This is a genomic window from Streptomyces sp. NPDC012466, from assembly GCF_042955215.1.
Taxonomy (GTDB): Bacteria; Actinomycetota; Actinomycetes; order Streptomycetales; family Streptomycetaceae; genus Streptomyces.
Map to the genome: position 1 here is coordinate 152,328 of NZ_JBIBEQ010000007.1, position 25,896 is coordinate 178,223.

At 71.7% G+C, this 25,896-nt stretch carries 21 protein-coding genes and 1 riboswitch; of the genes, 11 read left to right on the plus strand and 10 right to left on the minus strand.

What is annotated here, in order from left to right:
• Positions 1-98 precede the first annotated feature (98 nt).
• Together ACFY9E_RS25575 and ACFY9E_RS25580 are read left to right on the plus strand one after the other, a co-directional pair.
• Positions 99-1,736, plus strand: coding sequence for a succinic semialdehyde dehydrogenase (locus tag ACFY9E_RS25575; RefSeq protein WP_390987805.1), 1,638 nt, complete (start codon positions 99-101; stop codon positions 1,734-1,736).
• A gap of 38 nt (positions 1,737-1,774) precedes the next feature.
• Positions 1,775-3,562: a GMC family oxidoreductase N-terminal domain-containing protein gene (locus ACFY9E_RS25580; protein WP_390987807.1), complete on the plus strand. Its 1,788-nt coding sequence runs from the start codon at positions 1,775-1,777 to the stop codon at positions 3,560-3,562.
• Between the two features lie 103 nt (positions 3,563-3,665).
• On the opposite strand, the gene ACFY9E_RS25585 is transcribed toward ACFY9E_RS25580, so the two are convergent.
• Positions 3,666-4,652: an LAETG motif-containing sortase-dependent surface protein gene (locus ACFY9E_RS25585; RefSeq protein WP_390987808.1), complete on the minus strand. Its 987-nt coding sequence runs from the start codon at positions 4,650-4,652 to the stop codon at positions 3,666-3,668.
• A gap of 214 nt (positions 4,653-4,866) precedes the next feature.
• Here ACFY9E_RS25585 and ACFY9E_RS25590 point away from each other — a divergent pair, with 214 nt between their 5' ends.
• Positions 4,867-6,003 (plus strand): hypothetical protein, encoded by a 1,137-nt coding sequence (locus ACFY9E_RS25590; RefSeq protein WP_390987810.1) that lies wholly within the window; start codon positions 4,867-4,869, stop codon positions 6,001-6,003.
• Positions 6,004-6,520: 517 nt separating this feature from the next.
• On the opposite strand, the gene ACFY9E_RS25595 is transcribed toward ACFY9E_RS25590, so the two are convergent.
• Positions 6,521-6,952, minus strand: a complete 432-nt coding sequence (locus tag ACFY9E_RS25595) for a chorismate mutase (protein ID WP_390987811.1) — start codon at positions 6,950-6,952, stop codon at positions 6,521-6,523.
• Positions 6,953-7,132: 180 nt separating this feature from the next.
• Here ACFY9E_RS25595 and guaA point away from each other — a divergent pair, with 180 nt between their 5' ends.
• Positions 7,133-8,713 (plus strand): glutamine-hydrolyzing GMP synthase, encoded by a 1,581-nt coding sequence (guaA, locus tag ACFY9E_RS25600; protein ID WP_390987813.1) that lies wholly within the window; start codon positions 7,133-7,135, stop codon positions 8,711-8,713.
• 10 nt (positions 8,714-8,723) lie between these two features.
• On the opposite strand, the gene ACFY9E_RS25605 is transcribed toward guaA, so the two are convergent.
• Entirely contained in the window at positions 8,724-9,197 is a 474-nt protein-coding gene (locus ACFY9E_RS25605; protein WP_390987815.1) for a pyridoxamine 5'-phosphate oxidase family protein, read from the minus strand.
• A gap of 185 nt (positions 9,198-9,382) precedes the next feature.
• On the opposite strand from ACFY9E_RS25605, the gene ACFY9E_RS25610 reads away from it, so the two are divergent.
• On the plus strand, positions 9,383-10,177 hold the full coding sequence (locus ACFY9E_RS25610; RefSeq protein ID WP_390987816.1) for a class II aldolase/adducin family protein: 795 nt from the start codon (positions 9,383-9,385) through the stop codon (positions 10,175-10,177).
• A gap of 6 nt (positions 10,178-10,183) precedes the next feature.
• Here ACFY9E_RS25610 and ACFY9E_RS25615 read toward each other — a convergent pair whose 3' ends face one another.
• Complete coding sequence (locus ACFY9E_RS25615) at positions 10,184-11,065, minus strand: DUF4429 domain-containing protein (protein WP_390987818.1); 882 nt, start codon at positions 11,063-11,065, stop codon at positions 10,184-10,186.
• Between the two features lie 185 nt (positions 11,066-11,250).
• Between ACFY9E_RS25615 and ACFY9E_RS25620 the strand changes: the two genes are divergently transcribed.
• Positions 11,251-12,627 (plus strand): hypothetical protein, encoded by a 1,377-nt coding sequence (locus tag ACFY9E_RS25620; RefSeq protein WP_390987820.1) that lies wholly within the window; start codon positions 11,251-11,253, stop codon positions 12,625-12,627.
• Between the two features lie 150 nt (positions 12,628-12,777).
• Positions 12,778-13,308, plus strand: a complete 531-nt coding sequence (locus ACFY9E_RS25625) for a DoxX family membrane protein (protein WP_390987822.1) — start codon at positions 12,778-12,780, stop codon at positions 13,306-13,308.
• A gap of 15 nt (positions 13,309-13,323) precedes the next feature.
• Here the strand turns inward: ACFY9E_RS25625 and ACFY9E_RS25630 are convergent, their stop codons facing one another.
• Positions 13,324-13,545 (minus strand): hypothetical protein, encoded by a 222-nt coding sequence (locus ACFY9E_RS25630; RefSeq protein ID WP_390987824.1) that lies wholly within the window; start codon positions 13,543-13,545, stop codon positions 13,324-13,326.
• On the minus strand, positions 13,532-14,983 hold the full coding sequence (locus ACFY9E_RS25635; protein WP_390987825.1) for a PspC domain-containing protein: 1,452 nt from the start codon (positions 14,981-14,983) through the stop codon (positions 13,532-13,534). The genes ACFY9E_RS25630 and ACFY9E_RS25635 overlap by 14 nt, the downstream gene beginning before the upstream one ends.
• A gap of 177 nt (positions 14,984-15,160) precedes the next feature.
• Here ACFY9E_RS25635 and ACFY9E_RS25640 point away from each other — a divergent pair, with 177 nt between their 5' ends.
• Both ACFY9E_RS25640 and ACFY9E_RS25645 read left to right on the plus strand, forming a co-directional pair.
• Complete coding sequence (locus ACFY9E_RS25640) at positions 15,161-16,453, plus strand: PspC domain-containing protein (protein WP_390987826.1); 1,293 nt, start codon at positions 15,161-15,163, stop codon at positions 16,451-16,453.
• The gene (locus ACFY9E_RS25645) at positions 16,450-17,172 is read left to right on the plus strand and encodes a LuxR C-terminal-related transcriptional regulator (protein ID WP_390987828.1); all 723 of its coding nucleotides are present in this window, start codon (positions 16,450-16,452) and stop codon (positions 17,170-17,172) included. The genes ACFY9E_RS25640 and ACFY9E_RS25645 overlap by 4 nt, the downstream gene beginning before the upstream one ends.
• Before the next feature lie 9 nt (positions 17,173-17,181).
• Here the strand turns inward: ACFY9E_RS25645 and ACFY9E_RS25650 are convergent, their stop codons facing one another.
• Positions 17,182-18,240, minus strand: a complete 1,059-nt coding sequence (locus ACFY9E_RS25650; RefSeq protein ID WP_390987830.1) for an NlpC/P60 family protein — start codon at positions 18,238-18,240, stop codon at positions 17,182-17,184.
• Positions 18,241-18,661: 421 nt separating this feature from the next.
• Here ACFY9E_RS25650 and ACFY9E_RS25655 point away from each other — a divergent pair, with 421 nt between their 5' ends.
• The gene (locus tag ACFY9E_RS25655; RefSeq protein WP_390987832.1) at positions 18,662-19,015 is read left to right on the plus strand and encodes a hypothetical protein; all 354 of its coding nucleotides are present in this window, start codon (positions 18,662-18,664) and stop codon (positions 19,013-19,015) included.
• Here the strand turns inward: ACFY9E_RS25655 and ACFY9E_RS25660 are convergent.
• Both ACFY9E_RS25660 and ACFY9E_RS25665 read right to left on the minus strand, forming a co-directional pair.
• Complete coding sequence (locus ACFY9E_RS25660) at positions 18,993-19,928, minus strand: hypothetical protein (RefSeq protein ID WP_390987834.1); 936 nt, start codon at positions 19,926-19,928, stop codon at positions 18,993-18,995. The two genes, ACFY9E_RS25655 and ACFY9E_RS25660, sit on opposite strands and share 23 nt — an antisense overlap.
• 78 nt (positions 19,929-20,006) lie before the next feature.
• Positions 20,007-21,179 carry an NlpC/P60 family protein gene (locus tag ACFY9E_RS25665; protein WP_390987835.1) on the minus strand — a complete coding sequence of 391 codons (1,173 nt, stop codon included), beginning with the start codon at positions 21,177-21,179 and terminating at the stop codon, positions 20,007-20,009.
• 7 nt (positions 21,180-21,186) lie between these two features.
• Positions 21,187-21,360, minus strand: a riboswitch (cyclic di-AMP (ydaO/yuaA leader).
• Between the two features lie 314 nt (positions 21,361-21,674).
• On the opposite strand from ACFY9E_RS25665, the gene pcrA reads away from it, so the two are divergent.
• Entirely contained in the window at positions 21,675-24,155 is a 2,481-nt protein-coding gene (gene pcrA / locus ACFY9E_RS25670; protein ID WP_390987837.1) for a DNA helicase PcrA, read from the plus strand.
• Positions 24,156-24,214: 59 nt separating this feature from the next.
• Here the strand turns inward: pcrA and ACFY9E_RS25675 are convergent, their stop codons facing one another.
• Positions 24,215-25,753, minus strand: a complete 1,539-nt coding sequence (locus ACFY9E_RS25675; RefSeq protein ID WP_390987839.1) for a peptidoglycan DD-metalloendopeptidase family protein — start codon at positions 25,751-25,753, stop codon at positions 24,215-24,217.
• Positions 25,754-25,896 lie beyond the last annotated feature (143 nt).

Consider the following 25,896-nt stretch of genomic DNA (forward strand, 5'->3'; position numbering starts at 1 on the left):
CGTTTGTTGCCAGCAGTCACTGGCGGCGTGTGTGCACTCGGTGAAGTCGTGTTACCGACGGGTACCCAAAGTCTCCGTCGCGGCATACCCTGCGGCTCATGACGGACGCGCAGGCCGCCGAGAAGACGGCAGAGACCGGCACGGCACAGACCGGCACGAACCCCCTCGCCCCCGCCCCGGAGGGCGCCCGCACCGCCGCGGACGTGGTCACGCCCGAGCTGGTCGCCCAGCTCACCAAGGGCGTCGCCCACTCCGGCCGGACCGCCAACCACACGCCGTTCACCGGCGAGAAGCTGGCCGACCTCCCCGAGTCGACGCCCGAGGACGTGGCGAAGGCCTTCGAACAGGCCCGCGCCGCACAGGCCGTGTGGGCGCAGACCCCCGTACGGCAGCGTGCCGCCGTCCTGCTCCGCTTCCACGACCTGATGCTGGAGCGCCAGGCCGAGGTGCTCGACCTCATCCAGCTGGAGACCGGCAAGGCCCGCCTGCACGCCCACGAGGAGGTCCAGGCCGTCGCGGTCGCCGCCCGGCACTACGGCCGCAAGGCCCCGGCCTACCTCCGGCCCAAGCGGCACGCCGGTGCCATGCCGACCCTCACCAAGGTCACCGAACTGCGCCACCCGCGCGGCGTCGTCGGTCAGATCGCCCCCTGGAACTACCCCCTGGAACTGTCCGTCGGTGACGCGCTCCCGGCCTTCGTGGCGGGCAACGCGGTCGTCATGAAGCCGGACACCGAGACCTGCCTGACCGCCCTGTGGGCCCGCGACCTGCTCATCGAGGCCGGGCTGCCCGCCGACGTCTTCCAGGTCGTCCTCGGCGACGGCCCGGTCATCGGCCCCGAGGTCGTCCGGCACGCCGACTACGTCTCCTTCACCGGCTCCACCCGCACCGGCCGCGAGGTCGCCCAGGGCGCCGCCGCCCGGCTGGTCGGCGTCTCCCTCGAACTCGGCGGCAAGAACGCCATGCTGGTGCTGGAGGACGCCGACATCGAGAAGGCCGCGGCCGGTGCCGTCCGGGCGTGCTTCTCCTCCGCCGGGCAGCTGTGCATCTCCATCGAGCGGCTGTACGTCCACGAGTCCATCGCGGACGCCTTCCTGGAGCGCTTCGCCGCCCGCACGAAGGCGATCCGCCTCGGCACGTCCCTGGCGTACGGCGCGGACATGGGTTCCCTGGTCGGCGAACGCCAGCTGGAGACCGTCACGCGGCACGTCGAGGAGGCCGTCGCCAAGGGCGCGAAGGTCGTCGCGGGCGGGGTGGCGCGCCCGGACATCGGCCCCTACTTCTTCGAGCCCACGATCCTCGACGGCGTCGCCACGGACATGTCCGTCTGCACGGAGGAGACCTTCGGCCCGGTCGTCTCGGTCTACCGCTTCACCGACGAGGACGAGGTGATCGAGCGCGCCAACGCGACGGCGTACGGCCTGAACTCCTCGGTCTGGACGAGGAACGGCCGCCGGGGCCAGGAGGTCGCGGCCCGCCTGCGCACCGGCACGGTCAACATCAACGAGGGCTACGCGCCCGCCTACGGCAGCGTCCAGTCGCCCATGGGCGGCATGAAGGACTCGGGCCTCGGCCGCCGCCACGGCTCCGAGGGCATCCTCAAGTACACCGAGGCCCAGACCGTCGCCCACCAGCGTGTGCTCCCCATGGCCCCCTCGCTGGGCATGGACGACGAGAAGTACGCCCAGTTCATGAGCAGGAGCCTGCGCCTGATGAAGGCATTCCGGTTCCGGTAGACGACCTTCGCTTCAGACACTCACAGGGGAGACGGCACGTGCCTCAGGACGCTTACGACTACGACGTCATCGTCGTGGGTTCCGGCTTCGGCGGCTCGGTGACCGCCCTGCGCCTCACGGAGAAGGGCTATCGCGTGGGCGTCCTGGAAGCAGGCCGCCGCTTCACCCGCGAGACCCTGCCCAAGAACTCCTGGGACCTCAAGAACTACCTCTGGGCCCCGAAGCTCGGCATGTACGGCATCCAGCGCATCCACCTGCTGGGCAACGTCATGGTCCTGGCGGGCGCGGGCGTCGGCGGCGGCTCCCTCAACTACGCCAACACCCTCTACGTCCCCCCGAAGCCGTTCTTCGAGGACCCCCAGTGGCGTGACATCACCGACTGGCAGGACGAGCTGGCGCCGTACTACGACCAGGCCCGGCGCATGCTGGGCGTCCGGACCAATCCGACCATGACCCCCTCCGACGTGCATCTGAAGGCCGCCGCGGAGCGGATGGGCTGCAAAGACACCTTCCACCTCGCGCCCGTCGGCGTCTTCTTCGGCGACGGCAGGGACGCCGACGGCACGGTGAAGGCAAAGCCGGGCCAGGAAGTGCCCGACCCGTACTTCGGCGGGGTGGGCCCGGCCCGCAAGGCCTGCGCGGAGTGCGGCGAGTGCATGACCGGCTGCCGCCACGGCGCGAAGAACACCCTCAACGAGAACTACCTGCACCTCGCCGAGAAGGCCGGAGCGGTCGTCCACCCCATGACGACGGTCGTGTCGGTCACCGACGACTCGCGCGGCGGCTACGCCGTCGCCACCCTGCCCACCGACGACCGCGGCAGGAAGAAGGGCCGCACCTACACGGCCCGCCGGGTCGTCCTCGCCGCCGGCACCTACGGCACCCAGACGCTGCTGCACCGCATGAAGGCGGGCGGCCAGCTGCCGCATCTCTCGGACCGGCTGGGCGAGCTGACCCGCACCAACTCCGAGGCCCTGGTCGGCGCCCAGACCGACGACCGGCGCTACCGCAAGGCGCACGGCGCCCCGAAGGCCGACTTCACCCGGGGCGTGGCCATCACGTCCTCGATCCACCCCGACGCCAGCACCCACATCGAGCCGGTCCGCTACGGCAAGGGCTCCAATTCGATGGGCAGCCTGTCCATCCTTCAGGTCCCCTACGCCGGCGGGAACTCGGGCGCCTCGCGGGTCCTGGGCTTCCTCGCCCACGCGGCCAGGCACCCCTTGCTGGTGCTGCGCTCCCTGTCCAACCGCCGCTGGTCGGAGCGGACCATCATCGGCCTGGTGATGCAGTCGCTGGACAACTCCCTGACGACGTACGTGAAACCGTCGGGCCTGGGCCGCGGCCTGCTCACCGCCCGGCAGGGACACGGAGCCCCGAACCCCAAGCAGATCAAGGCGGCGACGGAGAGCGCGTCGGCACTGGCCGCCGAGATCAACGGCTTCGCCGGCTCCAACGTCGGTGAGCTGATGGGCACCCCGCTCACGGCCCACTTCCTGGGCGGCTGTCCCATCGGCGACTCCCGCGAGACCGGCGTGATCGACCCCTATCACCGCCTCTACGGCCACCCCGGCATCTCGGTCGTCGACGGCGCGGCGGTCTCCGCCAACCTGGGCGTCAACCCGTCCCTCACCATCACCGCCCAGGCCGAGCGGGCGATGTCGTACTGGCCCAACAAGGGCGAGCCCGACCCGCGTCCGCAGCAGGGCGCGGCCTACGAGCGTCTTCAGCCGGTCGAGCCGAAGTCCCCGGCGGTCCCGGCGGAGGCGTTCGGCGCGCTGCGGCTGCCGTTCCTCGGCATGCCGGCCGTACCGCCGAAGAAGTAGCCGCGGCCGTCGCGGAGAAGACGGCACAGAAGAGGGACCTGCGCCCCCCTCCGAGCGCAGGTCCCTCTTCTGCTTGGTGCGGCGGCCTGACGGCCGCCATGGCTTACGCCTGCACGCCGGCCTTGCGGCGACGCACCACGAAGATCGCGCCGGCACCGGCGACGACCGCGGCACCGCCGACGAGGCTGATCATCGGCAGGGCGGAGCTGGAGCCGGTCTCGGCGAGGCTGCCGGTGACCTCCGGCGTGTTGCCGCTCGGCTTCTCGTCGGTGACGGGCGCCTTGCCGCCCTCCTGCGGCTTGGTGCCGCCGGTGTCCGTACCCGAGGAGACGATCTGGAACTTGTACGACACGTCACCGAAGCCGGTGCACTCGGCGTCGTTGTCGCCGTAGATCGTCGCGCCGAGCGAGAAGCCGGCGCCGACCGGGGCGGACTTGCTGACGTTGAGGCGCAGCGGGATGTTCACCTCGTAGTCGGGCTTCAGCTCGTCGGTGTAGCCGACGTAACCGACCGCGTAACCGCCCTCGTTGAGGTCGACCCAGATCTTGTCCTGGGGGTCCCAGGCCTGGAGCTGGACCTGCTTGCTGGTGAACAGCTCCTCGCCGTTCTTGTCGGGGGAGGCCCCGGCGAAGAAGTCGAGGTCGTTCAGCGTGGAGTCGGAGTTGTTCAACACGTTCAGCGAGAACTTGTGCCAGCCGCTGCCCGCCGCGATCTTGCCGGGCAGACCGGAGATGCTGACGTCGACCTTGGTGTCCTCGCACACGGAGGGCTCGGGGTCAGGGGACTCCGACTCCTCGGGCTCGGAGGCGCTCGGCGCCGGGGAGGACTCGCTCGCGGACGCGCTCGGCGAGCTGGACGTCTCGGGAGCGGACGCGCTCACGGAGGTGCTCGGAGCCGGCGACGTCTCGGGAGCGGACTCGCTCGCGGAGGTGCTGGGAGCCGGCGACGTCTCGGGAGCGGACTCGCTCACGGACGCGCTCGGCGTGGGCGTGGTGTCGTCGGTCGCGTACGCGGCCGGTGCCGCGAGCAGTGCCACCGGGGCTATGACCGCCGTAGCGGCCGCTGCTGCCATGGCGCGGCGAAGCTTCATGAAGACCTCGGAAAGTCCGGCGTACCGCGTGATGCGGTACGAACGTTGGGGGAGGCCTCCGCGTGTGGGGCGCGGGAGTGGCCCTTGGTTCTGCAGGTTTGATCCGTGAAACCTGTGAATGGTTGTGCTGGCATTCACAGAATTCTTATGTGGGCTGAGTCACACACAGGACCTTCTTGTGAAGGCGCTTTCCGCTCGCTTAGATCTTGACTTTGTGCCTGAGAAGCCGTCCGACGATCAGCCGTCGGACTCGGAGATCCCCGACGACGTCTGGGAGCAGTTCACCCGCGACACCGAGCGGGACATCCGTTCCTCCGCCCCGAAGGAGCCGTCCGCGCGGGCGCGCATGGTGAGCGAGCGGCTGCGCGAGCAGGACGCCCGGGGCGAGCTGCCTCCCGGGTGGCGCACGGGTCCCGCCGTGGTGAACGGCCGTGCGGCCCGGCGCCGCAAGCTGTGGGCCGTCCTCGGCGTGCCCGTCGCGGCGGCCGTGGCCCTGGTCGCCCTGAAGCCGTCGCTGCTGCCCGGCGACCCCTTCGGCACCGGGGAGTCCCAGGCCTCGGAGGCCTCACCGCTGCCCGACGAGACGGCGCCACCCTCCGCCGCCCCGGGTGCGTCGGACCCCGAAACCCCCACGCTGGACCGGCCGTTCGCCGGCTCCCCGGCCGAGCGCTGGGCCGACGGCGAAGCCGGCATCGTCCTGCCCGAGGCCAGGGCCGTCGGCCCGGTCTCCGAGGACCGGGTGGAAGAGGCGCTCAAGCTGACGAAGAAGCTGCTGGTGGGGGCCAACCTCGACCCGAAGACGCTCCGCGGGGCTCGCCCCGGGGCCGCGCTGCTTGTGCTCGACCCCAAGCAGCCCGGACTCCTCGGTGACCTCGACACCGGACTGCGCTCCCCGAGCAAGGAGCACGACCCGGTCACCCTGTTCAGCCGCTTCGACCCCGACGAGGTGCGGCCCGCCGGCGACGTGATCAAGACCCGCGGCCGCATGACGTTCAAGAAGGGATCGCACGGGGGTGTGGCGGTGCGCGCCGACTACACCTTCGTCTACCCCGTCGTGCGAGCGGACGGCCCTCCCGAGGTCACCCGGACCATCGTGCGGCGGGTCCTCGACGTCGAACTCGCCGACCCCGCCCGGTACCAGGTCACGCCGGGCCGGATCCTCCTGCTGAACTACGACCAGGAGATCGGCAACTCCTCCTGCTTCGTCTACGACGGCTACCTGCACCCGGAGTTCCCGTCGAGCAGGTCCGCCGGCCCGGCCCCGAGCGGCCCGGCCACGGACCCGTACGACCGCAGCAAGGAGATCGACCACGGCGACGGCGACGACTGCGGCACGCTGACCCGCACCTGAGCAGAGCGAAGGGCCCCGCGGGGTGGAGCCGCGGGGCCCTTCTTCTCGTCAGCACCGACGTCAGGGCAGCGCCGGTGCCTGGAAGCGGCGCCGGGGGGTAGCGCCGCTGGTCTGTGCCTTTGGAAGTGCGGCAATGCGGGTGCCCGCGGGGGGACTTGGGCTGTGTACGCATCGTGCTGGATGAACGCGGCGCCCGCAACCGTTTGAACCCAGACTTGTGCATTTATGCAAGGTCCGCCGGTGGGCCCCGGGCGTCCCCGGGGCCCACCGGTCTCTTGGGTGACCGGGCTGCTGTCCCCTGCCGTCCGGTCACATCCCTGGAGCGAGGTCCCACGACGCACGGCACGATCCGTGCGTCTCATCGCCCCAGTGAGCCACGCGTGGTTCTCTCGGGCCCGCCCCTGGCTGGCACGGACACCGAGACCAACGAGGTCGTGCCCGGGCGGTCACGCGCCGTACGGGTGAGAGGGATGCGCACGTCTGTCCCGGGAACACCGGTCCCGGCCGCGGGGCGGCTTCAGATCTTGCCGCGGCACAGCTCCAGCAGGGTCATCGCGAGCGCGGTGCCCGGCTTGCCCAGCGCCTCCCTGTAGTGGCCGAGGACGTCCATCTCACGGGAGAGGTTCACACGCCGGCCGCCGGAGGCGATCCGCGCCTCCTGGATGACGGCGGAGACGGCCACCCGTTCCTGGATCAGGCCGATGATCCGGTCGTCGAGGGCGTCGATCCGCTCGCGCGCCCCGGTGATCACGCCGGCGGCCTCGGAGGTACGGGCGCCGGTCACGTCGATGGCGGTCATAGGGGGCTCCTGGTGGTCAGGGGCTGCCCCGGGGCGACAGGGCCCGGACGACGGCAGGCGCCCCGGGCCTTGTCGGCCCGGGGCGCCTGGGAAGTCGCTTGTCAGTAGCTCAAGCAGCACGACCATGGCGTCCGGCGGGCCGGATGCCATAGGTAAAGACGAACGTCTGGTGCTTGAACATGGGGGCAAGTATGCACCGCGTCGGGGAGGCGTCCAAGCCGGTTCGCATCCTGAGACGGGGCGGCTGCCCGGCACACGGAAACAGCCGCACGGCCCCCCGGTAGAATCGGGTGGCACAAGGACCCCCGCCCCACCGCCGGAAGGCACCCCGTGTCATCAGCGACTCCCGCTGCCAACGCCGCCGACACCGTCCTGGTCGTCGACTTCGGTGCGCAGTACGCCCAGCTCATCGCCCGTCGTGTCCGCGAGGCGCGGGTCTACAGCGAGATCGTGCCGAGCACCATGCCGGTCCAGGAGATGCTCGCCAAGAACCCCGCGGCGATCATCCTCTCCGGCGGCCCCTCGTCGGTCTACGAAGAGGGCGCCCCCAGCCTGGACCGCGCGATCTTCGAGGCCGACGTTCCCGTCTTCGGCATGTGCTACGGCTTCCAGCTGATGGCGCGGACCCTCGGCGGCACCGTCGACAACACCGGCGCCCGTGAGTACGGCCGCACCGACCTGCACGTCTCCAAGGTGTCCTCCACCCTCTTCGAGGGCACCCCGGCCGAGCAGGCCGTCTGGATGTCGCACGGCGACGCCTGCTCCGCCGCCCCCGAGGGCTTCTCCGTCACGGCCTCCACGGACGTCGTGCCGGTCGCCGCCTTCGAGAACGACGAGAAGAAGCTCTACGGCGTTCAGTACCACCCCGAGGTGATGCACTCCACGCACGGGCAGCAGGTGCTGGAGCACTTCCTCTACCGGGGCGCGGGCCTGACCCCGTCCTGGACCACGGGCAACGTGATCGAGGAGCAGGTCGCCGCGATCCGCGAGCAGGTCGGTGACAAGCGCGCCATCTGCGGCCTGTCCGGCGGCGTGGACTCCGCGGTCGCCGCGGCCCTCGTCCAGAAGGCCATCGGCTCCCAGCTGACCTGCGTGTACGTCGACCACGGCCTGATGCGCAAGGGCGAGACCGAGCAGGTCGAGAAGGACTTCGTCGCGGCGACCGGCGTGCAGCTGAAGGTCGTGGACGCGGAGGAGCGGTTCCTCAAGGCGCTGGCCGGGGTCTCCGACCCCGAGGAGAAGCGGAAGATCATCGGCCGCGAGTTCATCCGGGTCTTCGAGCAGGCCCAGGCCGAGATCATCGCCGACGAGGGCCCGGCCGTGGAGTTCCTGGTCCAGGGCACGCTCTACCCGGACGTCGTCGAGTCCGGCGGCGGCACCGGCACGGCCAACATCAAGTCCCACCACAACGTGGGCGGCCTGCCCGAGGACCTCGAGTTCAAGCTGATCGAGCCGCTGCGCAAGCTCTTCAAGGACGAGGTCCGCATGGTGGGCCAGGAGCTCGGCCTGCCGGAGGAGATCGTCCAGCGCCAGCCGTTCCCCGGCCCGGGCCTCGGCATCCGCATCGTCGGCGAGGTCACCAAGGAGCGCCTGGACCTGCTGCGCGAAGCCGACGCCATCGCCCGCGAGGAGCTGACGGCGGCCGGCCTCGACCGCGACATCTGGCAGTGCCCGGTGGTCCTGCTCGCCGACGTCCGCAGCGTCGGCGTCCAGGGCGACGGCCGCACCTACGGCCACCCCATCGTGCTGCGCCCCGTCTCGTCCGAGGACGCCATGACGGCCGACTGGTCGCGCCTGCCCTACGAGGTCCTCGCCCGGATCTCCACGCGGATCACCAACGAGGTCAAGGACGTCAACCGGGTCGTCCTCGACGTGACCTCGAAGCCGCCGGGCACGATCGAGTGGGAGTGATCCCCGAGCCCTACGTGCGCTTGATCGTGCGCAGGGGCGCGCCGGGCGTCCAGACCTGGACGACGAGGTACGTGTCGTCCTCGACGTAGGTCCGAACGACCTCCGTCAGCTCGGTGCGGAAGAGGTGGAACGGCTCCGGCGGTTCCACCTCTTCGACGTATCCGGCCTTGGTCTCCACATCGTCGACCTCGATCGCCCGGCCGCTGATCCGGACGTCGCCGCCGCCCATGCCCGTGCCCTCCCCGGGGTTCGCCTGGAGTGCGAAGCGCGGGTCGCGGCGCAGGTCGAGGGCCTTGAGCGAGCCCGGCATCATGCCCAGCCACAGCTCGCCGCCCAGGAACCGCACCTCCAGACCGCTGGTGCGGGGCGAACCGTCCTTACGGAGGGTGGCGAGGATGTGGTGGGTGAAGGCGCCGAAACGCTTCTCGACGGTGCCGGCCAGATCCGGTTCGGCGGTGGCGAAAGCCGCCCAGTTCGCTGTCATGGGGAGAGTGTCGCGCCGAAATCCGACATCTTCTGTCGGCTATTCGTGGGATTGGGGAGCCCGGGGCACACGCATGGGCACAGGGTGCTCGCAGGGGCGCTCGTGTCATCTTCACGAATCGCTTCTGTTCTTCCCGGCCTCACGGACGGTAACTTCCGCCCGTACGCACCAGCGCTGGAGGACCTATGCACGGGCCCACTCCGCCCCTGCCGCTGCCCACCGACCGGCTGCGGTTCGCCATGCCGCCGATGCACGAGTCGGCCGAGGACGAGCGCCGGCACCGCAAGGAGCGGCTCGCGGGCGCCCTGAGGATCTTCGGGCGGCTCGGCTTCGAGGACGGTGTCTCCGGGCACATCACCGCCCGCGACCCGGAGTTCACCGACTGCTTCTGGGTCAACCCGTTCGGAATGCCCTTCCGGCACGTCACCGTGAGCGACCTCGTGCTCGCCAACCAGGACGGCCAGGTCGTCGAGGGTGGCTACCACGTCAACCAGGCGGCCTTCACCGTGCACGCCCAGGTCCACGCCGCCCGGCCCGACGTGGTCGCCGTCGCCCACTGCCACTCCGTGCACGGCCGGGCGCTCGCGGCCCTGGGCGAGCTGCTGGAGCCGATCACCCAGGAGAGCTGCGCCTTCTACGAGGATCACGCCCTCTACGACACGTACACGGGCGTCTCCGTCGACGCCGAGGAGGGGCGGCGCATCGCGGCCGTGCTCGGCTCCCGCAAGGCGCTCGTGCTGCGCAACCACGGGCTGCTGACCGTCGGCGACTCGGTGGACGCGGCGGCCTGGTGGTTCGTGTCCATGGAGCGCTCCTGCCAGGTGCAGCTGACGGCGCAGGCGGCCGGGCGTCCGGTCCGGATCGACCACCGGATGGCGGTGGCGACACGGGAGCAGCTGGGCGGCGACCTGGTGGCGTGGATCAACTACCAGCCGATGTGGGAGGACGTCAGCCGCAGCGAGCCGGGTCTGCTGAGCTAGGGGCCCTCAGAAGCCCCGCAGCACCGCTGCCTTCGTCCTCGCGAACTCCTCGTCGGTGAGGACGCCGTCGCGGTGCAGCCGGCCCAGCTCGCGCAGCCGGCGCAGCAGTACGTCGTGGTGGTCCGCGGCGGAGGGCGGCACGTGGGCGCGGGAGGGGGGCTCGTCCTTGGCCGCGATGCGCGTGGACGGGTGCGGCAGCCGGGCGGTGACCGCCGTGGCGACGAGCGCAGTGAGCAGATCGCGGCGGGCGCTGCCCCACAGGTCCAGGGCGTACGGGTCCTTCTCCGGCGGCAGTTTCGAGAACACCGTCTCGCGGGTCACGAAGCGCAGGGAACCGTCCTCGTGGCCGGTGTTCGGCAGCCACTCGACCTGGACGAGGTCGCCCATGGTGATGATCCGGGGGCCGGTGGCGCGTTTGACCCTTTCGGAGGTGTCGGCCCAGTCGATCCGGACGCGGGCGCCGTCGAAGGAGACCGTCCCGTCCGAGGTGCGCACCGACACCGGAACCGGCGGGCCGGGCAGCAGGTAGGCCGTCGCCGGCTCCTTCGGAATCCGCTCCAGGAGCAGCGCGCGGCGGATCTCCTCGGCGAGGTACTCCGCGACCCCCGTCCGGTCGGCCTCCACCGTCAGCCGGTAGGGATCGGCCGTGTCCGGCAACCGCCCGCCCGTCGCCTGGAGCAGGGGGTCGGCGCCCTCGCGCAGCCGCAACCGCAGCCGTCCTCGCTTGCGTTCGGGTTCCAGGGCGACGCCCGAGACCGCCGTGAGCGGCACGGCGATCTCGCCGTACGTCTGCCGGAACAGCGGCACCGAGCGGTGCAGGCCGGGCGTGATCCGGATCGTGTCGCCGTCGAAGGCCCAGGTCCCGTCACGCTGGATGATCTCGGCCATAGGGGAATTCTCCCAGCCGGGTCAACACGGCACGCCGAAGTTCACCCGTGTTGACCAGACCGGTCGGACGCGAACCGGCTGGTGTAGGGCACAATTCGCTGTCGGCGCAGGGGAGTTGTACAGCGGTGTTTCCGGGGTCCGGAAGGCCGGCGGTGGTTGGGTCGCGGGAAGGGCGGGCGTCGGGCGTGGCGGTGCGGGAGGCGGGACAGGGCGGCGCGGACGCGGGCGGTTACGCGGGTGCGCGGGCGGGTGCCCATGCCGAGGGGTACTCGGGTGGCTACGCCGCCGGTCGGACCGGCGGGCACCCGGGTGGCTCCGGGGGCGACCACGGAGGCGGGTGCGCCTGTGGGGACTGCCCGCACGGTGCGCGCGAGGGACACCGGCGGGCCGTCGCCGCGTTCCTGCGCCGGCGGGACGAGTTCGCGGCCGGGCAGGGGCTGCCGGCCGCGGTGGCCCACTCCGCGTCGGCGTCCCGCCAGTGGGTCTCCGAGGAACTGGCGCAGTCCGCCGAGCACGTTGCCGAACGGGGGCGGGCCGAGGGGCAGGCCTGGCTGGCGGGCCTGTGGCGGCGCACTTCGGGTGTGGTGGGGGCGGCCGTGGTGCTGCTGCTCCTCGGGCAGGCCCTCACGGCGGTCGGGACGGGCTGGACGGCGGCGCGTACGGCCGGACTGGCCGCGGCACTGGTGACGGCCGTGTCGCTGATGGCCGCTTCGTGGTTCCACCGCGCCAAGGGCGGGGTGCTGGCGCCCCTGATCGGTGAGGACAACCGGCTCTCCACGTCCCGTACGGTCGCCGCGGCCTGGGTGCTCTTCGTGGCCTACGCGGTCCTCGTCCTCGCGGGGCGGCTGGCCGCCGCCTCCCGCCACCGGGAGCGGGACGCGCTGATCTCCGGGCTGGACCTCGCCCGGGGTGCCGGGGTCGTGACCGTGCTCGCCGTGGTGTGCGGGATCGCCGTGCTGGTGCGGCGGGTGGTGGGACTGCGGGTGCTGGGGCAACGGCTGCAGAAGGTACGCGCCGACCGGCCCCGGGCCGCCGACCTGCTGACCGACGACGCGGGGCGGGGCACCTTCGCCGACATCCAGTACGTCGTGATCAGCGGTGTCGCCCTGGTCTTCGCCGCGGTACGGCTGGCCAGGCGGCCGGAGCAGCTGCCCGATCTGCCGTGGGGCCTGGCGCTGGTGATGCTGGTGTCGGCGGCGACGTATCTGGCCGGCAAGTACGCGGAGGGCGGCCGGCCGGTCATCCTCTCCGTGGTCCGGGCCCGGGAGGCGGGTGACCTGGACGGGCCGATCCGCACCGGGGACGACATCGAGATCCGGGGCGCCGGGTTCGTGCCGCCGGGTGCACAGGGGGCCGACCGGCTGGCCCGGATGGTCGTGCGCGTGGGCGCCGTCCATGTCCACGTGCCGCTGGTGCCGGTGCCCGGCGGATTCCGCAACCCCACGGACACCCGGCTGACGGTCCCGGTGCCGGCGGATGTGGAACCGGGGAGGGTGGAGGTGCAGGTGGTCACGGCGGCCGGCGTGGAGACGAACCGGTACGCGGTCGACGTCACCGAGTGAGTGGGGGCGCCCCTGAGCGCCCCGCACCACCGGCGCGACACCACCGGCGCGCCGGAAAACCGTTCGCCCGGGGCTGAGCGCGGTTCGTTCGTCGTACGTATGGTCTGTCGAGGGGGCTCGGCACCGGCGGGCGAGAGGCGGCCACCAGCGATGACTCACGGTATGCGAACGGACACGCACACCCCGCACTTCGGCGAGGGAGGAGGCTGGCGGGACAACGCGACCCGCTACGCCCTGCTGCCCCTGCGCCTCTTCCTCGGCGTCACCTTCATCTACGCCGGACTGGACAAACTCACCGACAGCGCGTTCATGAGGGACTCCGGCGCCGGATCGATCGGCGACATGATGCGTGCCGTACGGGACTCCTCCGCCATTCCCGCCCTGGTCGACCTCTCCCTCAAGAGCCCGGTCGGATTCGGCTACGCCATCGCCTTCGGTGAACTGGCCGTCGGCCTCTGCACCCTGCTCGGACTGCTCGCCCGGCCGGCCGCGCTCGGCGGCGCGCTGATCTCCCTCAGCCTGTGGCTGACCGTGAGCTGGGCCTCCGACCCGTACTACTACGGCAACGACCTCGCCTACCTCATGGCCTGGACCCCGCTGATCCTGGCGGGCGCGCCCCTGCTGTCCGTCGACGCCGCGCTGCGGACGCGACGACGGCAGCGCGGCGGCGGCTACCGGTAGCGGGCCCGCTCACCGTCACGCCGGGTCGGCGCCCGAACGGCCTCCCCGGCGGCGCCGTACGAGGCCGGTCAGGAGCGCCACCGCGCCCGCCAGGCACAGCCCGCCCGCGACGAGGGGGATCGCCACGAACCAGGGGGTCTCCCAGGCGCCGCCCGCGTCACCCGCGTAGAGGACGCCCACCAGGATCAGGACGGCGCCGGCGATCAGCTTTCCGGGCCGGAATTCATGACGTAGCACGGGTCACCTCCGCCTGTCCCATACCGACCCGGAGGTCCAGGTCGATGGTGCCGGACTTCTCGGCACCCTCGGCGGGGGAGAAGGTGATCTCCTTGTGGCGGCCCGGCTGCACGTCCACGTCCTTCGGGTCGTCGCCCGGCAGCTGGAGGTCGCCGATGCCCACCTCGACGTTCAGCCGCACGGTCACGTCCTGCGGGACGAGCACCCTGATCCGGCCCATGCCGACCTCCGCCCGCGTCGTCACCGTCTGCTTCCCGGTCACGTCCAGCCCGCTCAGGTCCAGGGTGCCGACGCCCGTGCCCAGTTCGTAGCGCTGCCGTACGTCCGCCGCCGTGGCGGGCTGCCAGGTGGTGCGCGTCCAGTGGGTGTCGATGTCCTTGGGCAGGGCCGCCGCGCCGACGAGCAGTCCGGCCGTGACGATCGCCAGGAAGAGCGAACCGGCACCGGTCCGGCCCAGGAAGGCGCTGACGGCTATGCCCAGGCCCAGGACGGCGAGCGCGCAGGCCAGCCCCGTCTGGAGGCTGGTGCCGAGCGGGTGCCCGTCCCAGGTGCGGCTGGTGCCCAGGGCTCCCGCGAGCAGGGCCAGCAGGAAGACCCAGCCGCCGATCCAGCGGGGGCCGTGCGCACGGGGCGGCCGGGGGCGCGGGGCGGGTATGTCCTCGCGCGCGCCGGGCCGGGTGCCGAGGCTGATGTCGACGGCCGCGGCGACGTCCAGGTCGTGGGTGTCCCGGGGCCCCCACAGATAGCCCGTGCCGCCGATGTGGGTGCCGTCCTTGACGATCGGGTCACGCCACCAGGAGGGGGCGGTGAGGAACACCGGCGGCGCCTGGGGCTCCGGTGGGGCGTCGGCGACGGCCTGGGCGGCGATGGGATCGGGGCTGGGGACGCCGCGCTGGCGCGACCAGTATCCGGCGCCCGCGAGGATGAGGGAGAGCACGACGGCGAAGGTCAGCACCCCGCCGTTGTTCAGCATGGTCAGGAACACCCCGCAGCCCACCAGCGCGAACAGCACGGCCGCCAGGGCCTGGCCGTCGACGCGGCCGGTGAGCAGTTTGCGGACCTCGTTCTCCTCGTCGTCGTACGGGACGAAGAGCCAGGCGAAACCGTAGAAGATCAGGCCGATGCCGCCGGTGGCGGAGAGCACGGCAAGGGTGATGCGGAAGATCACCGGGTCCATGTCGCACTGCCGTCCGAGCCCGGCGCAGACGCCGGCCAGGGTCTTGTGACGGCGGTCGCGGCGGAAGGCGTGCGGCGGACCGGCCGGCACGGCCTCCTCGGCCGGGGCGGCCGTGCCGGGTGCTCCTCCCCGCTCTCCCGCGTCCGCGCGCCCGGGCGCGGAGCCCGCGGCGGGCGCGGCATCCTGCGGCCCGGCGCCCGCAGCGGGACGCGGGCCGGAGCCGGGCCCCGGACCCGTCGCGGCGTGCTCGTGATCGGTCATGGGTCCATGGTGACGGGCGCGGCGCCCGGGCGGGAGCCGTAACGACCCTGGCCGGACCCTGATATCGGCCCTGAGAGGCGGCTCGGGAAGCGTCCCGGGGGCGGCCCCGGGCAGATCAGGGAGCCCTAGGGGTCGACCCTGATGCTCCGGCCTTCCGCGCATGTGACCATCAATGGCATGTCGGAAGCCGCAGCAGCGCCACTCGCCGAACCGCGGCCGCCGCGCAAGCTCTACCGCAGCAGCGACGGACGCTGGCTGGGGGGTGTGGCGCGAGGGCTCGCCGGGCACCTCGGGCTGCCCGTGATCTGGGTCCGGCTCGTCTTCGTCGGCCTTTTCATGGCCGACGGCCTCGGCGCTCTCCTGTACGCCGCGTTCTGGTTCTTCGTGCCGCTCGGCGTCGGCGGTGTCGAGGCGCAGAAGCCGCCGTCGCCCGTGGCCGCGGAGACCTCGCCCGACGGCCGCCGCAGACTGGTCGCGCGCAGGCCCGACAAGGGCCAGATCGTGGCCCTGCTCCTCATGGTCGTGGTCGCCATGGTCTTCGTGGGCAACGTGAACCTCAGCGGCGGAGCCAGGGCGTATCTGTGGCCGATGGTGCTCGTCGGCGCGGGCGTCGCCCTGGTCTGGCGGCAGGCGGACAACGCCCGCCGGGCCCGCTGGGCCGAGGTCGGCCGCCGTCGGCGCACGGTGACGCTGCTGCGCTCGGTAGGCGGCGTGTTGCTGGTCACGGCCGGCGTCTCCGGCATCTTCGTCCTCCAGGGCTCCGCCGCCCACCTCGGCTCCGTCCTGCAGGCGGCCCTCGCGGTCCTCGTCGGGATCACGCTTCTCGCGGGCCCGTATCTCGTCCGCATGACGCAGGACCTCTCCGAGGAGCGCCTGATGCGCATCCGTGCCCAGGAGCGCGCGGAGGTCGCCGCCCATGTGCACGACTCGGTGCTGCACACGCTCACCCTGATCCAGCGCAACGCGGAGAACGCGAACGAGGTGCGCCGGCTGGCGCGTGCCCAGGAGCGCGACCTGCGCACCTGGCTCTACAAGCCCGAGGGCACCGGCAAGGACGAGGCCGACGAACCCACCACCCTCGCCGACGCCGTGCGGCGCAACGCGGCCGAGGTGGAGGACAAGCACGGTGTGCCCATCGAGGTCGTGGTCGTGGGCGACTGCCCGCTCGACGAGAGAACCGGCGCACAGATGCAGGCCGCGAGGGAAGCAATGGTGAACGCCGCCAAGTACGGTGGCGAGGGCGGCGCCGTACAGGTCTTCGCCGAGGTCGAGGGGAGGACGGTGTTCGTGTCCGTCCGGGATCGCGGCCCCGGCTTCGACCTCGACTCGATACCCGCCGACCGGATGGGTGTCAGAGAATCGATCATCGGCCGCATGGAGCGCCACGGCGGTACGGCGCGGCTGCGCGCGGTGCCGGACGGCGGCACGGAGGTCGAGCTGGAGATGGAGAGGGCGGAGAAGACGTCATGAGCGACCCGACCGAGACGAACGGCACGGCGGGATCGGCGGAGGCGGGCGGCGGCCCCGGGCGTCACGTGCGCGTGGTCCTGGTGGACGACCACCGCATGTTCCGCACGGGGGTCCAGGCCGAGATCGGGCAGACCGAGCAGACCGGTGTCGAGGTCGTCGGCGAGGCAGCGGACGTCGACCAGGCCGTCACGGTCATCACCGCGACCCGGCCCGAGGTGGTCCTCCTCGACGTGCACCTGCCCGGCGGGGGCGGCGTCGAAGTGCTGCGGCGCTGCGCCCCGTTGATGGGCGACACCGAGCAGCCGGTCCGTTTCCTCGCGCTGTCCGTGTCGGACGCGGCGGAGGACGTGATCGGCGTGATCCGCGGCGGGGCCCGGGGATACGTCACCAAGACGATCACCGGCACCGACCTCGTCGACTCGATCTTCCGCGTCCAGGAGGGCGACGCCGTCTTCTCCCCGCGCCTCGCCGGGTTCGTCCTGGACGCCTTCGCCTCCACGGACGCCCCGCCGGTCGACGAGGACCTGGACCGCCTCACCCAGCGCGAGCGCGAGGTGCTGCGGCTCATCGCCCGGGGATACGCGTACAAGGAGATCGCCAAGCAGCTGTACATCTCCGTGAAGACGGTCGAGTCGCACGTCTCGGCGGTGCTGCGCAAGCTCCAGCTGTCCAACCGGCATGAGCTGACCCGGTGGGCGACGGCCCGCCGGCTGGTCTGACGCCGGCCCTCACACCACCCGCGTCGCCCCCGCGTACGGCATCTCGTCGAGCGGGGCGAGGCGTACCGGCGCCGAGGGGTTCGGCGCGTGGATCATCCGCCCGTTGCCCACGTAGATGCCCACGTGGCTGATGCCGGCGTAGAAGAAGACCAGGTCGCCCGGGAGGAGTTCGGAGCGGGAGACGCGGCGGCCGGCGGCGATCTGGGAGTACGTCGTGCGGGGCAGGGAGACGCCCGCGGCGCGGTACGCGGCCTGGACCAGGCCCGAGCAGTCGAAGGCGTTCGGGCCGGTGGCGCCCCACACGTAGGGGCTGCCGAGCTTCTGGTAGGCGTAGGAGACGGCGGCGGACGCGCGGGAGCCGGGCGCCTGGGGCGGGGTGGAGCCGGGGGCCGCCAGGGTGTCCCGCGCGCCCGTCGAGCGTGAGGCCCGCTCCGGCGAAACACCGAGCCGGGAACGTTCCTGCGGGGTGAGCCGGGACAGCAGCTGCCGGGCGGAGCCCAGCTTGCCCGTGATCGTCTTCTTGTGCCGCTTCAGCTCCGTCTGCCGCGACCTCAAGGAGGTCAGCTCGATGTGGGCGGCCCCGCGCAGCTGCTCGATCTCCCGGAGCTGCTTGCGCACGCCGGCGACGGCGGCGTGCTGCCGGTTGCCGGCCCGCTCGACGAACTCGGCGTTCTCCAGGTACCGGTCGGGGTCGTCGGACAGGGCGAGCTGCATCGCGGGGTCGAGACCGCCGGCGCGGTACTGCGCGGCGGCGACCGACCCGAGGGCTTCACGTGACGAGTTGAGCCGTTCCTCCTTGCGCGCCGCCTGGTCCTGGAGGTCCTTCAGCCGCTGCCCGGCCGCTTCGGCCTTCTCCTTCGCGCCGTTGTACTTCTCGGTGGCGACCTCCGCCTGCCGGTACAGCTTGTCCACCTCGGCCTTGACCTGACCGGGGGTGAGCTGTGGGTCGGCGTGTCCGGTCCCGTCGAAGCCCGTCGCCGTCGCCGCGCCCGCGAGGGCGATCGTGGCGGCCGTTCGGGCCTTGCCGCCACCCATTGCGCGCTGTCGGGGCTTGCGGTGCGCTGCCACCTGGAGGCCACGTCCTTTCCTCGACCGCCGGTGGGTGCGTGCGGCCGCCGGGGGGAGCGGACGGGCGGCCTGCGCGTCCGGCGACGGCCCGCACAGGGGGAGCGGACCGCCGCCGGACTTCTCGGCGGTGGTGTCCGACTGCCGCCCCTGGCCCGGGCGGCGGTGGGGAGCCGGGCACCTGGTGGAGGACGCTAAGCGTCGTCGCGGCGGGCCGGTGGCAGGTGTGCGGAAGTGTTTCGAGAGGACCGACGGTGACCGTATGCGACCGTGGTCCCGCCCCGACCCCGTCTGCTTCACTCAGCGTGATGACCGATGCGTCGAATCGCGGGCGAGTGACCCTGATCGGGTGCTATAGGGCGCATATATGCATCAGTGGCCCGGTGTCGGGCGGCCTCCGAGCCCCTGATTAGGCTCCGGCCCCATGGACGTACTCATCCACCTCTTCGTCGGCCTCCACATCATCGGCATCGCCTCGCTCCTGGGCGGCTTCCTGACCCAGATGAAGGCGATGGGCGAGGGCACGGCACGCTACACCCCCGCGATGCTGCACGGCGCGCTGACGATGCTGGTCACCGGTGTGATCCTGGTGGGCCTCAACCAGGCCGACGACCAGTCCGTGAACAACGTCAAGATCGGCGTGAAGCTGGCCCTGCTGATCGTGATCCTCGGCCTGGTCTACGTGAAGCGGGACGACGAGAAGGTGGACAAGGGCCTCTTCGGCCTGGTCGGTCTGCTGACCACGGCGAACATCTTCATCGCCGTGCTCTGGACCTGACCCGGGAGCGCCGGGCGCGGGCCGAGGCGAGCGCCCAGGCGGTGCACCCGAGCCAGGCGGCCACCGCGACCCACAGCAGCGCCTCTCCGGCGACGCCGAGCCAGGTCACGTCCAGGGCGGCGGCGACGGCCAGGGTGGCCGCCGCCGTCACGACCGCCGCGAACACCGTCGACCAGCGCCGCACGTCGTAGTGGCGCCGGGGCCAGAAGAGCTCGGCGAGGAACAGGGCGACGCACGCGATCAGGGCGAGCACGAGCAGTGTGACGGTCGTCGTGCGCAGGGTGTCGGTGTTCTCCTCGTTCCACAGATACAGGCGTGCGCTGTCGGCGCCGAGGAGCTTCGCCCCGGCCAGTGAGGAGAGGGCGAGGGCGCCGGCCGCGAGCCAGTGGTCGCCGCGCCCCTCCTCCACCTGCCGGGGCTGGAAGCGGAACAGGGCAAGACAGTAGAGAGCGAGCCCCAGCCAGAACAGGACCAGGGCCGCGTGGGCGAGCCAGGCCACCGCGTCCGCGGCGGCGAGCGTGGCGCCGAGCACGGCGAGGCCCTGGGTGGCCACGCAGCGCAGGAAGACCGTCCCGCGCCGCCCTGTCGCCTCCACGCCGAGCAGCGCCGCCCAGAGCAGCATGGCGAGTGCCAGCAGCGCCTCGGCGAGCGGCTGCACGCCGGCCGCGGAGAAGCCGGTGCCGAGCACGGCGGTCGTCGCCACGGTGGTGAGCGCCGCCGCCATCTCCGCCCGCCACGCGCCGTGGGCCCGCTGGGCGAGGCCCGTAACCGCCACCAGCCAGGCCGTACAGGCCAGGGCCAGGGTGATCCGGGAGAGGACCTCGTACCCGGCCGAGTCGAGACCGGCCGACACGACACCGGTCGCCAGCGCATACGTCGCCCACCAGGTGGCAAACGGGGAGGGACCGGACATGGTGCCGATGCTAGAGAGCGTCGGACGCGCGACGAGAGGGGCACGCGCGCGTGCCCCTCAAAATCGCGAGGAGACCTCTCAGGCCGGCCGCACCACGCTGTGGACGGCCGACTCGCCGTCGTAGTAGATCGACTCCTCACGCACGTACGTGCCGGGCTTCGGGGCGTGGATCATCATGCCGTTGCCGATGTAGATCCCGACGTGGGTGACGTCGTCGTAGAAGAAGACCAGGTCGCCGGGCTGGGCCTGGGAGAGCGGCACCGTGGTGCCGGCGTCGACCTGGTCGTAGGTGGTGCGCGGCAGGTCGACGCCCGCGGCCTTCCAGGCGGCCTGGGTGAGGCCGGAGCAGTCGTAGGAACCGGGGCCGACGGCGCCCCACACGTACGGCTTGCCGATCTGGGCGCGCGCGAAGGCGAGCGCCTTGTCGGCCTTGGTGGCGTACGAGGAGTCGGCCGGGACCGTCGAGGTGGACGAACCGGTGCCCGACGACCCCGACGAGCCGCTCTCCTGCTGCCGGGCAGCCTCTTCCTGTGCCTTCTGCCGCGCGGCCTGCTGCCGGGCCAGCTCATCGGCCTTGCGGGCGGCCTCCTCCCGCTTCTCCCTCTCGATCGCCGCGAGCCGCGCCTTCTCCTCGGCGGTCAGCCTCGACATCAGCTCGCGCGCGTCCGCGAGCTTGCGCTGGACGGTGGCCTTGGCCGTCTTCAGATCGCCCTGCGACTCGGTGAGCGTCTCCAGGCTCTCGGTGGCCTCCTGACGCTTCTTCATCGTCTCGGACTGCTGCGTGACGTAGTCGTCGACCGCGACCTTCTGACGGCCCGTCATCCGGTCCATCAGCTGGGCCTGGTCGAAGTAGTCCTGCGGGGTGTCCGCGAGCAGGAACGTCGCCGTGTCCGGGGCGGCGACACCGGTGCGGTACTGGGCGGAGGCGTAGGAACCGAGCTGATCGCGCGCCTCGTTGAGCTTCTGTGTGCGCTGGGCCACGTCGTCCAGGAGGGTGTCGACGCGCTTGCGCTGCTTCGCGGTCTTCTCCTTGGCCGCGTTGTACTTGTCGGTCGCCGACTCGGCCTGGCGGTACAGGTCGTCGACCTTCTTCTCGACTTCCTCCAGGCTGGGCTTGCCGTCGGCCTCGGGGGTGGCGTTGGCCGACTGGGACAGCAGGGCCACGGAGGTGAGGGCCGCCGTTGCGAGGGCGGGGGTCCGTATGCCTGCCACGCGCGTACCCGTAGGACGCGACTTGCGGTGCGACGCCAAGGGAGGCGACTCCTTCCACGTTCCGCCTACCGGGTTAGCTGTCGGGTTCGGGCGGATGGTTCGGAAGGGTTGCCCTACGGCCTTCTCCGCGCAGGGAGTCGGGCCGATTCACCCCAGGTTCACGGTTGGGTCCCCGGCTCCGGCTGCCGTAGCGGCACATCGGACTCGGCGGAGGCCGCGCGGCCCGGCGACGTTCGCCGGTGGGGGTCATGCGGCCTGGTCGCACCGTAGCCAATTCGTGTGGCCCCTGTGAAGGTTGATGGGTGATATGCCCGATACATTTTCGTGACCTTCCTCATGAACGTTGCACACGGTGACCGATCGAGGGAGTTTGGTCGTGAATCATCCGTAATTGGGTGGGTCGTAGCAGCCTGTGATCACGCCGTCATGCAGGGCGATAATGCGCCGCCGGGTGGCCGGCGGGAGCCCGGGCGCGCGGCGATGTTTCCAGGGCGGCGGCGGGCTGTCAGTGGGGCGCCCTAGACTCGGAGAGCGATGAGCAGCCTCTTTGACGACAACTTCCTGGCGAACCTCCAGGCCCAGCGGGGCCCCGCGGACGAGCCCCCGCCGCCACCCGAGGACGATCACGTACCGGAGTCGATTCCGGACGATCTGTTCGGCGGGAAGTTCGACGTGCCCCCGGACCGGGACGCCTACTACCGGGACGGCGCCCCCCGCCCGGTGGTGGACACCGCCACCCTCCTGGAGGGGCTGAACGACAACCAGCGCGCCGCCGTCGTCCACTCCGGCTCCCCGCTGCTCATCGTGGCCGGCGCCGGCTCCGGCAAGACCCGCGTGCTCACGCACCGCATCGCCCACCTCCTCGCCGAGCGCGACGTGCACCCCGGCCAGATCCTCGCGATCACCTTCACCAACAAGGCCGCCGGTGAGATGAAGGAGCGCGTCGAGCAGCTCGTCGGCCCGCGCGCGAACGCCATGTGGGTCATGACGTTCCACAGCGCGTGCGTGCGCATCCTCAGGCGCGAGAGCAAGAGGCTCGGCTTCACGTCCTCCTTCTCGATCTACGACGCCGCCGACTCCAAGCGCCTGATGGCCCTGGTCTGCCGCGACCTGGACCTCGACCCCAAGCGTTTCCCGCCGAAGTCCTTCAGCGCCAAGATCAGCAACCTGAAGAACGAGCTGATCGACGAGGAGGACTTCGCCGCCCAGGCCACCGACGGCTTCGAGAAGACCCTCGCCCAGGCCTACACCATGTACCAGTCACGGCTGCGCGAGGCGAACGCCCTCGACTTCGACGACCTGATCATGACGACGGTCAACCTGCTGCGCGCCTTCCCGGACGTCGCCGAGCACTACCGCCGACGCTTCCGCCACGTGCTCGTGGACGAGTACCAGGACACCAACCACGCCCAGTACGCCCTCGTCCGGGAACTCGTCGGCACCTCGGAACACCCCGTCGACGTGCCCCCCGGCCCGGACGACGTGCCGCCGGCCGAGCTGTGCGTGGTGGGTGACGCAGACCAGTCGATCTACGCCTTCCGCGGCGCCACGATCCGCAACATCCTCCAGTTCGAGGAGGACTACCCGGACGCGACGACGATCCTCCTGGAGCAGAACTACCGCTCCACGCAGACCATCCTCAGCGCGGCCAACGCGGTCATCGAGCGCAACGAGTCCCGCCGCCCCAAGAACCTGTGGACCAACGCGGGCGCGGGCGCCACGATCACCGGTTACGTCGCGGACACCGAGCACGACGAGGCCCAGTTCGTCGCCGACGAGATAGACCGCCTCACGGACGCCGGCGAGGCCAAGGCCGGCGACGTCGCCGTCTTCTACCGCACCAACGCCCAGTCCCGTGTCTTCGAAGAGGTCTTCATCCGCGTCGGCCTGCCCTACAAGGTCGTCGGCGGCGTCCGCTTCTACGAGCGCAAGGAGGTCCGGGACGTCCTGGCCTACTTGCGCGTGCTGGCCAACCCCGAGGACTCGGTGCCGCTGCGCCGGATCCTCAACGTCCCCAAGCGGGGCATCGGCGACCGCGCCGAGGCGATGATCGACGCCCTCTCCCAGCGGGAGAAGATCAGCTTCCCGCAGGCGCTCAAGCGCGTCGACGAGGCGTACGGCATGGCCGCGCGCTCCACCAACGCCGTCAAGCGGTTCAACACGCTGATGGAGGACCTCCGCACCATCGTCGAGTCCGGCGCCGGACCGGCCACGGTGCTGGAGGCCGTCCTGGAGCGCACCGGATACCTCGCCGAGCTCCAGGCCTCCACCGACCCGCAGGACGAGACCCGGATCGAGAACCTCCAGGAACTCGCCGCCGTCGCCATGGAGTTCGAGCAGGAGCGCGGCGAGGAGGAGCAGAGCACCCTGTCCGACTTCCTCGAACAGGTCGCGCTGGTCGCCGACTCCGACCAGATCCCCGACGAGGAGGACGGCGACGGCGTCATCACCCTGATGACCCTGCACACCGCCAAGGGCCTTGAGTTCCCGGTCGTCTTCCTGACCGGCATGGAGGACGGCGTCTTCCCGCACATGCGCGCCCTCGGACAGGCCAAGGAGCTGGAGGAGGAGCGGCGCCTGGCCTACGTCGGCATCACCCGTGCGCGCGAGCGGCTGTATCTGACACGGTCCACGCTGCGCAGCGCCTGGGGCCAGCCCTCGTACAACCCGCCCTCCCGGTTCCTGGAGGAGATCCCCGCCCCGTACGTGGAGTGGAAGCGGACGGGTGCGACCGGACCGGCGTCCTCCGGGCCGGTCTCGGCGGTGGCGGCCTCGCTGTCCTCGTCCCGCTCCCGCTCGTCGGCCTCGGGCGCCTCCGGTTTCGCCACGCGACGCACCTCGGAGAAGCCGGTGGTGTCGCTCGCGGTCGGGGACCGGGTCACACACGACCAGTTCGGGCTCGGGACCGTCGTCGCGGTCAAGGGCACGGGCGGCAACGCCGAGGCGACGATCGACTTCGGAGACACCAAGCCGAAGCGGCTGCTGCTGCGGTACGCGCCGGTGGAGAAGCTGTAGCCCGGTGAGATGAGCCGGTGGGGCCCCTGCTCGCCCGGCGGGCGGGGGCTGCCGGGACGTTACGTCGGGTCGATGCCGTGGCTGCGCAGCCACGGGAGCGGGTCGATCGCCGAGCCGCCGCCCGGGCGCACCTCGAAGTGCAGGTGCGGGCCGGTGGAGTTGCCGGAGTTGCCGGAGCGCGCGATCGGATCGCCGGCCTTCACGGTCGTACCCGAGGGGACCGTGTAGGTGGAGAGGTGGCAGTACCACGTCTCCGTGCCGTCCTTCGCGGTGAGGATGAGCATGTTGCCGTACGCGCTGTTCCACTGCGTGCGCACGGTGCCGTCGGTGGCGGCCATCACGGTCGTGCCGTACGAGACGGGGAAGTCGATGCCGGTGTGCAGGGACATCCAGTTGATGCCGGACTGGCCGTAGTAGGCGCTGAGTCCGTGCCGCGCGACCGGCAGGGCGAACTTGGGGCGCAGCCGCTCCTTGCGGGCCGCCTCCTCCGCCGCCCGCTTCTTCTCGGCCGCCTGCTGGGCCTTGAGGTCGATGCGCTCCTGCGTACGACTGGCCCGGTCGGCGAAGTCGTCGGCGCCGGCGGCGAGGCTCTGCAGCTGGGTGTCCAACTTGTTGTTGGCGGCGGCCGGCTTGACGGGCTGTGCGTCCGCCGCGGTCGTCTGGGCCTCGGCTGCGCTGTCGTCGGCGAAGCTGCCGACGGAGGCGGCGGCGATCCCGGCGACACCCATCACGCACGCCGAGGGCACCGCGATGGTCATCAGCGCCGAACGCCTGGGGGGCGTACGGCGGCGGGAACGCGACCCGGCGCGCGAGGCCGCCCGCGGGGACGGAGCGGCGTCGACGTCCTCCTGGCCGTCCAGGAGCGGGGCGACGACGGGCAGTTCGCCGGTGGCGGCCGGTTCGTCGCCGTCCCCGGCGGGGTCGCGGTAGCCGGCCTCGGCGGTTTCGTCGTAGGCGACCTGCTCGAACGTCGCGGTCTCGTGCTGGTCGAAGGTTTCAGCAGCGTGCTCGTACGCCTCGGGGGAAGGTGCGGCGGTGCCGTCGGAGTTCCACTGCGTGGCGTCGTAGGCGCCCGTGTCGAAGGTCTGCGTGCCCCAGTCCCACTGTTGGGTGTGGTCGGCGGGGTTGCCGGACTGGTCGGGCTGGAGCCAGGCGCCGGCTTCCCACTGCCCGGTGGCGTCGGGGGACGGGGCCGGTGACGGGATGGCCGACATCGGCTGCTGCTCGCCCGTCCAGGACGTCGTGTCGTAGACGCCGGTGTCGTAGGCGGCGTGGTGCTGGGCAGCGTACGCGTCGTAGTGCACGTTCTCGTGCGTGCCGGTGGGCCATTGACCGGTGTCGTAGGTGCCCGTGTCCTGGCCGCCGCCCGGCATGTCGCCGAAGAGGGGGTCCGTGGCGAAGCTCGTGGTGGCGGGTCCGGAGGCATCGAAACCGGCGCCGTGGGTACCGGTGGAGACGAATCCGGTGGCGGCCTGGTCGCCGTACGTGGTGAAGTCGCCGTACTGGGCTTCCTCGGTGCCGTACGACGCGTAGTGCGCCGAGGCGGCGTCGGAAGCCGGAGCCGGGGTCATGGTCCCCGACGGGTGACGGTCGTTCACCAACTTCTCTTTCGCCTCGACAACAGGGGCTGCCAGAGCAGTGCGGCGACTGTACCCGGCGGTACGCGGGCACGACAATCTTCGGCAGGTTTCACGCGCGCAGGAAACGGGCATTCGGCCGTGTTTTGGCGGACTGCGGGCAC

Excerpts from the sequence above, each read along its gene's own strand:
- ACFY9E_RS25610 (WP_390987816.1), top strand. The coding sequence starts at position 9,383 with ATGCACGGGCCCACTCCGCCCCTGCCGCTGCCCACCGACCGGCTGCGG.
- ACFY9E_RS25595 (WP_390987811.1), bottom strand. The coding sequence starts at position 6,952 with ATGGCATCCGGCCCGCCGGACGCCATGGTCGTGCTGCTTGAGCTACTG.
- ACFY9E_RS25635 (WP_390987825.1), bottom strand. The coding sequence starts at position 14,983 with ATGACCGATCACGAGCACGCCGCGACGGGTCCGGGGCCCGGCTCCGGC.
- ACFY9E_RS25625 (WP_390987822.1), top strand. The coding sequence starts at position 12,778 with ATGACTCACGGTATGCGAACGGACACGCACACCCCGCACTTCGGCGAG.
- ACFY9E_RS25640 (WP_390987826.1), top strand. The coding sequence starts at position 15,161 with ATGTCGGAAGCCGCAGCAGCGCCACTCGCCGAACCGCGGCCGCCGCGC.
- ACFY9E_RS25645 (WP_390987828.1), top strand. The coding sequence starts at position 16,450 with ATGAGCGACCCGACCGAGACGAACGGCACGGCGGGATCGGCGGAGGCG.
- ACFY9E_RS25605 (WP_390987815.1), bottom strand. The coding sequence starts at position 9,197 with ATGACAGCGAACTGGGCGGCTTTCGCCACCGCCGAACCGGATCTGGCC.
- ACFY9E_RS25575 (WP_390987805.1), top strand. The coding sequence starts at position 99 with ATGACGGACGCGCAGGCCGCCGAGAAGACGGCAGAGACCGGCACGGCA.
- ACFY9E_RS25660 (WP_390987834.1), bottom strand. The coding sequence starts at position 19,928 with ATGTCCGGTCCCTCCCCGTTTGCCACCTGGTGGGCGACGTATGCGCTG.
- pcrA (WP_390987837.1), top strand. The coding sequence starts at position 21,675 with ATGAGCAGCCTCTTTGACGACAACTTCCTGGCGAACCTCCAGGCCCAG.
- ACFY9E_RS25585 (WP_390987808.1), bottom strand. The coding sequence starts at position 4,652 with ATGAAGCTTCGCCGCGCCATGGCAGCAGCGGCCGCTACGGCGGTCATA.
- ACFY9E_RS25615 (WP_390987818.1), bottom strand. The coding sequence starts at position 11,065 with ATGGCCGAGATCATCCAGCGTGACGGGACCTGGGCCTTCGACGGCGAC.
- ACFY9E_RS25655 (WP_390987832.1), top strand. The coding sequence starts at position 18,662 with ATGGACGTACTCATCCACCTCTTCGTCGGCCTCCACATCATCGGCATC.